This is a genomic window from Sphingopyxis sp. (assembly GCF_036402335.1).
GTDB lineage: Bacteria > Pseudomonadota > Alphaproteobacteria > Sphingomonadales > Sphingomonadaceae > Sphingopyxis.
Window position 1 is genome coordinate 1 of the sequence record NZ_DASWTD010000278.1, and the last position, 4,897, is coordinate 4,897.

The window sequence follows — 4,897 nt, forward strand, 5'->3', positions numbered from 1 at the left end:
TGGGCATCCCGCTGCAGGGTCCGACGCGCCCGTCGGGCAGCGGCGGCAAGGGCGGCGGTTCGGCGCGCGGCGAAAGCGGGGGAGGCGGCCGCGGCGGCAGTGGCGGAGGAGGCGGCATGGGCGGAATGGGGATGGCCGGTGGCCTTGGCGTCGCGGGCGGGGCGAGCATGGCGCGGGGAGCCACGCCCGATGCGGCTGTTGACCCGGCCGACGGCGAACAACCGAAATGAAGGGTTAGCAGGACGTCACGACTACGCTAAGGCGCGAGTCGTGACTGCCACCCGTTTTTTCTCCGACAATGCTGCGACGGTGCATCCGGTGGTGATGGACGCGCTGGCGGCTGCCAATCACGTCGATACGGCCTATGACGGCGACGCGCTCAGCCAGTCGCTCGATGCCGCTTTTTCCGACCTGTTCGAAACCGACTGCGAAGTCGTGTGGATCCCGACCGGGACCGCCGCCAACAGCATCATCCTCGCGCATTTCGTGCGGCCGTGGCAGGGCATCCTCTGTTACGAGGAAGCGCATATCGAGGTCGATGAATGCGGTGCGCCGACCTTTTATTCGGGCGGCGCCAAGCTGATGACGCTGCCCGGCCAGGGCGCGAAGATCGATGCCGAAGCACTGAAGGCACGGATCGCCGCGATCCGCCAGGATGTGCATCAGGTCCAGCCCGCGGCGATCAGCATCACCAACGCCACCGAATACGGCCTTGCCTGGCGCCCCGGGGAAGTCGGGGAAATCAGCGAGATCGCCAGGGCCAAGGGCATGAAGCTCCACATGGACGGCGCGCGCTTCGCTAATGCGGTCGCCTTTCTGGATTGCGCGCCCGCCGACGTCACGTGGCGCGCCGGGGTCGACGCCCTGTCGTTCGGCTTTACCAAAAATGGCGCGATGATGGCCGAGGCGATCGTTTTTTTCGGCGGTAGCGGCGGGGCAGGGGTGCGCGAACTCAAGAAGCGCGGCGGACATTTGCTCAGCAAGGGGCGCTTCGTTGCGGCGCAGATACGCGCGATGCTGAAAGACGACCTGTGGCTGGCCAACGCGCGCGCCGCCAACGCCGGTGCAGCCGCGCTGGCGATCGCGTGTGGCGACCGGCTGATGCATCCGGTCGAAGCGAATGAATTGTTCGTGCGGCTGACCGCGGCCGAAGCGTCGCAACTGCGCGGCGCCGGGTTCGATTTCTACGATTGGGGCGAAGGCGCAGCACGCCTCGTCGTCAGCTGGGATCAGGATGCGCAAGCCGTCGCACCGCTGGCGGCCGCGATCGCGGCACTATGAACGAGCGGCCGCCGACGCTACTCAGCCCGCGCGTCCTGCTGCCCTTTGCGCTGGTGACGTTGATCTGGGGATCGACGTGGATCGTGATCAAGGGACAGCTTGGCATCGTCCCGCCGAGCTGGTCGGTGACCTATCGTTTCGCGGTCGCGGCGATCGCGATGTTCGCCTTCGCGGCGATCCGGCGGGAGCGATTGTTGCTCGAACCCCGTGCGATGCTTTTCGCGGTGGCGCTCGGGATTGCGCAGTTCACCTTCAACTTCAATTTTGTCTATCGCGCCGAGCAGCATATCACCTCGGGGCTGGTCGCGGTGCTCTTCGCGCTGCTCATCGTGCCCAATACATTGCTCGGGCGCACTTTTCTGAAGACGCCGCTCGAGGGACGTTTCCTCGCGGGCGCCAGCATCGCGATCGTCGGCGTCGGCCTGATGATCCTCCACGAATATCGCGTCGCTGAACTCGGAGCGGGCGAGGTTCTGCTCGGTACCGCGCTGACGCTTGCCGGCGTGATGAGCGCGTCGACGGCCAATGTGATGCAGGGAACGCAGATCGCGCGGGCGCAGTCGATGGTCGTGATGATCGCCTGGGCCATGCTGTTCGGTGCGCTCGCCGACGGCAGCTATGCGTGGATCACCACCGGGCCGCCGGTGATCGAACCGACACCCGTCTATCTGGGCGGAGTTCTCTATCTCGGCATTATCGCAAGCGCGGTCACTTTTCCGCTCTATTTCAACGTCATTCGCGCGATCGGGCCGGGGCAGGCGGCGTGGTCGAGCGTGCTGATCCCGATCATCGCGATGGGCTTTTCGACCGCATTCGAGGACTATCGCTGGGCAACCCTGTCGGTCGCGGGCGGGGTCGTCGCGCTCATTGGATTGGTGATCGCGGTCGCGAAACGGCCCGAACGGCCGTCGGTCAGCGGCAATATGGTTTCCGTACCGGTCGACCCCGAGAGCTAGTTGTCATCGGTGTGTTGCTTTAGTAAAGCGGCTCCATGAAGCACCTCCTCGGCACCGCGCTCCTTCTCCTCACCCTTCCGGCCGTGCCTGCCTTTGCGCAGGCCGCCTGTACGCCCGGCACCTATGCCGCTCCCGGCGGCGATTTCGTCGTGCTGGTCAAGTCGCCGGCGGTTGCGGCGCCCGGGTTGCGATACCTGTTTCGCGACGGCCGCCGCGGCGCAACGAGCGATGCCGGCGTGCCGCTGGCGTGCGGCGCCAACGATGTGACGGTGAACGGCAAGGTGTGGGCGCCGATCGCCTTTCGCGAGACTCCAGCGACCTTCGACAGCGTCGGTACAAAGATGACCGGTGTGCTGATCGAACCGCCAGGCGCGCCCGATGCCAAGCGGCCGCTTGTCGTCATGGTGCATGGTTCCGAACGCACCTCGCCGATCGGCGGCGTCTATGGCTATGCGATGGCGGCGCAGGGTATTTCGGTCTTCGTCTATGACAAGCGCGGCACCGGCGGGTCCGAAGGCGAATATACGCAGAATTTCGAACTTCTCGCCGAAGATGCAGCGCACGCGCTCGAACAGGCGCGCAGCATGGCGGCCGGGCGCTACGAACGCGCGGGCTTTTTCGGCGGCAGCCAGGGCGGCTGGGTGGCGCCGCTCGCGGCGACGCGGACGAAGGCAGACTTTGTCGCCATCGGTTTCGGGCTCGTCGCCTCGCCGATCGAGGAAGATCGCGAACAGATGGTGTCGGAAGTCCGCGCCGCGGGGCTCGGCGACGATGCGGTGGCGCTGGTCAATCGCCTGTCGCAGGCGACCGCGGGCTTGCTGCTATCCGACTTTCGCACCGGTTATGACGCTCTCGACGCGGTACGGGCCGAGATGGCGGACAAGCCGTGGGCGGCAAAGGTCGAAGGCGAATATAGCGGCGCCATCGCGCGCATGCCGAACGACATGCTGAAGCGGATCGGCCGCGCGCGCGTCGACAATCTCGAGCTGATCTGGGATTATGACGCGGTCGCAGCACTGAAGAAACTCGATACGCCACTGCTCTGGGTGCTCGCGGGCGAGGACCGCGAAGCGCCGATCGAGACGACCCGCGGGGCACTCCTCGGGCTAGCCAAAGAAGGCAAGCCTTTCGACGTCTACCTGTTTCCCGATACCGATCATGGCATGTTCGAGTTCACAACGAATGCCGATGGATCGCGCAGCGTTACGCGCATCACCGACGGCTATCTCAAACTGCTCGGCGACTGGATCAAGGGCGACGCGCGTGGGCCTTACGGCCGCGCCGAAAGGCTTACCCCGCGCTGATCCGCTCGATATCGGCGCCGACGGCCTGAAGCTTCTCTTCCAGGCGTTCGTAGCCGCGGTCGAGGTGATAGACGCGGTTGACCTCGGTCGTGCCTTGCGCGGCGAGGCCTGCGATGATCAGGCTCATCGAGGCGCGGAGGTCGGTCGCCATCACCGGCGCGCCGACCAGATGGTCGACCCCGCGCACCACGGCGCTGCGGCCGCGCACGTCGATGTCGCAGCCCATGCGCGCGAGTTCAGGCACGTGCATGTAGCGGTTCTCGAAGATCGTTTCGGTGAACAGCGACGCGCCCTTGCCGAGCGTCGCCATCGCCATGAACTGCGCCTGCATGTCGGTCGCGAAGCCCGGGTAGGGCGCGGTTGACAGGGTGACGGGTTCGGCGCGGCCCGACATGGCGATGCGGATACCGGCCTTGGTTTCCTCGACAGTCGCACCGGCCTGGCGCAGCGCGGCGAGAGTGGCGTCCATCTCGTCGGCCTTGGCGCCGACGAGTTCGACGTCGCCCTCGGTAATCACGGCGGCGCAGGCGTAGCTGCCCGCCTCGATGCGGTCGGCCATGACGCGATAGGTCGCGCCGTGCAGCCGGTCGACGCCTTCGATCGTCAGCGTTTCGGTACCGATGCCCTCGATATGCGCGCCCATCGCGACGAGGCAGTTGCACAGGTCGACGATCTCGGGTTCGCGCGCCGCGTTTTCGAGCACGCAGGTGCCCTTTGCGAGCACCGCGGCCATCAGCGCATTTTCGGTCGCGCCGACCGAGACGACGGGGAAGGTGAACTTGCCGCCCGCGAGGCGCCCGCCGGGCGCAACGGCCTTTACATAGCCCGACGTGAGTTCGATCTGCGCGCCGAAGGCTTCGAGCGCTTTGAGGTGCAGGTCGATCGGGCGGTTACCGATCGCGCAGCCGCCGGGCAGCGACACCGTCGCCTCGCCGGCGCGCGCGAGCAACGGGCCGAGGACGAGGATCGAGGCGCGCATCTTGCGCACGATGTCATAGGGCGCGACGGTCGAGGTTAGCGTCGTGGTACGCGCGGTCATCACGCGGCCGAAGTCCTCGGGCCGCGATCCTTCGATCGTCGTCGAGCAGCCAAGCTGGTTGAGCAGGTGGCCAAAACCGTCGACGTCGGCGAGCCGCGGCAGGTTGCGCAGCGTCAGCGGCTCGTCGGTGAGCAGCGCGCAGGGCAGCAGCGTGAGCGCCGCATTCTTGGCGCCGGAGATGGGGATACGGCCCTTGAGTCGCTGGCCGCCGCGAATGACGATTTGATCCATCGGCTGTCTTTAGCGCATGCGCGAAGTCGCGCAAGCGGACTAGCTATGCGGGCGGCGCCGACCGCCTTCGTCCCCGGACGATCCGC

At 66.6% G+C, this 4,897-nt stretch carries 5 protein-coding genes; 4 read left to right on the forward strand and 1 reads right to left on the reverse strand.

The features are described 5' to 3' along the window. From VGD20_RS08740 to VGD20_RS08755, 4 genes are all read left to right on the forward strand, one after another. A partial coding sequence (locus VGD20_RS08740) for a hypothetical protein (RefSeq protein ID WP_331134072.1) occupies nucleotides 1-230 on the forward strand: 230 nt, incomplete at its 5' end. Between the two features lie 40 nt (nucleotides 231-270). Next, entirely contained in the window at nucleotides 271-1,281 is a 1,011-nt protein-coding gene (locus VGD20_RS08745; protein ID WP_331134073.1) for a threonine aldolase family protein, read from the forward strand. Beyond that, nucleotides 1,278-2,237 (forward strand): DMT family transporter, encoded by a 960-nt coding sequence (locus VGD20_RS08750; protein WP_331134074.1) that lies wholly within the window; start codon nucleotides 1,278-1,280, stop codon nucleotides 2,235-2,237. The genes VGD20_RS08745 and VGD20_RS08750 overlap by 4 nt, the downstream gene beginning before the upstream one ends. 35 nt (nucleotides 2,238-2,272) lie before the next feature. Next, on the forward strand, nucleotides 2,273-3,541 hold the full coding sequence (locus tag VGD20_RS08755; protein ID WP_331134075.1) for an alpha/beta hydrolase family protein: 1,269 nt from the start codon (nucleotides 2,273-2,275) through the stop codon (nucleotides 3,539-3,541). On the opposite strand, the gene murA is transcribed toward VGD20_RS08755, so the two are convergent. Continuing rightward, nucleotides 3,528-4,811: a UDP-N-acetylglucosamine 1-carboxyvinyltransferase gene (gene murA / locus VGD20_RS08760; RefSeq protein ID WP_331134076.1), complete on the reverse strand. Its 1,284-nt coding sequence runs from the start codon at nucleotides 4,809-4,811 to the stop codon at nucleotides 3,528-3,530. The genes VGD20_RS08755 and murA overlap by 14 nt on opposite strands. Nucleotides 4,812-4,897: the final 86 nt, after the last annotated feature.

Coding starts and splice junctions, on each gene's coding strand:
- VGD20_RS08750 (WP_331134074.1), top strand. CDS start 1,278: ATGAACGAGCGGCCGCCGACGCTACTCAGCCCGCGCGTCCTGCTGCCC.
- VGD20_RS08755 (WP_331134075.1), top strand. CDS start 2,273: ATGAAGCACCTCCTCGGCACCGCGCTCCTTCTCCTCACCCTTCCGGCC.
- murA (WP_331134076.1), bottom strand. CDS start 4,811: ATGGATCAAATCGTCATTCGCGGCGGCCAGCGACTCAAGGGCCGTATC.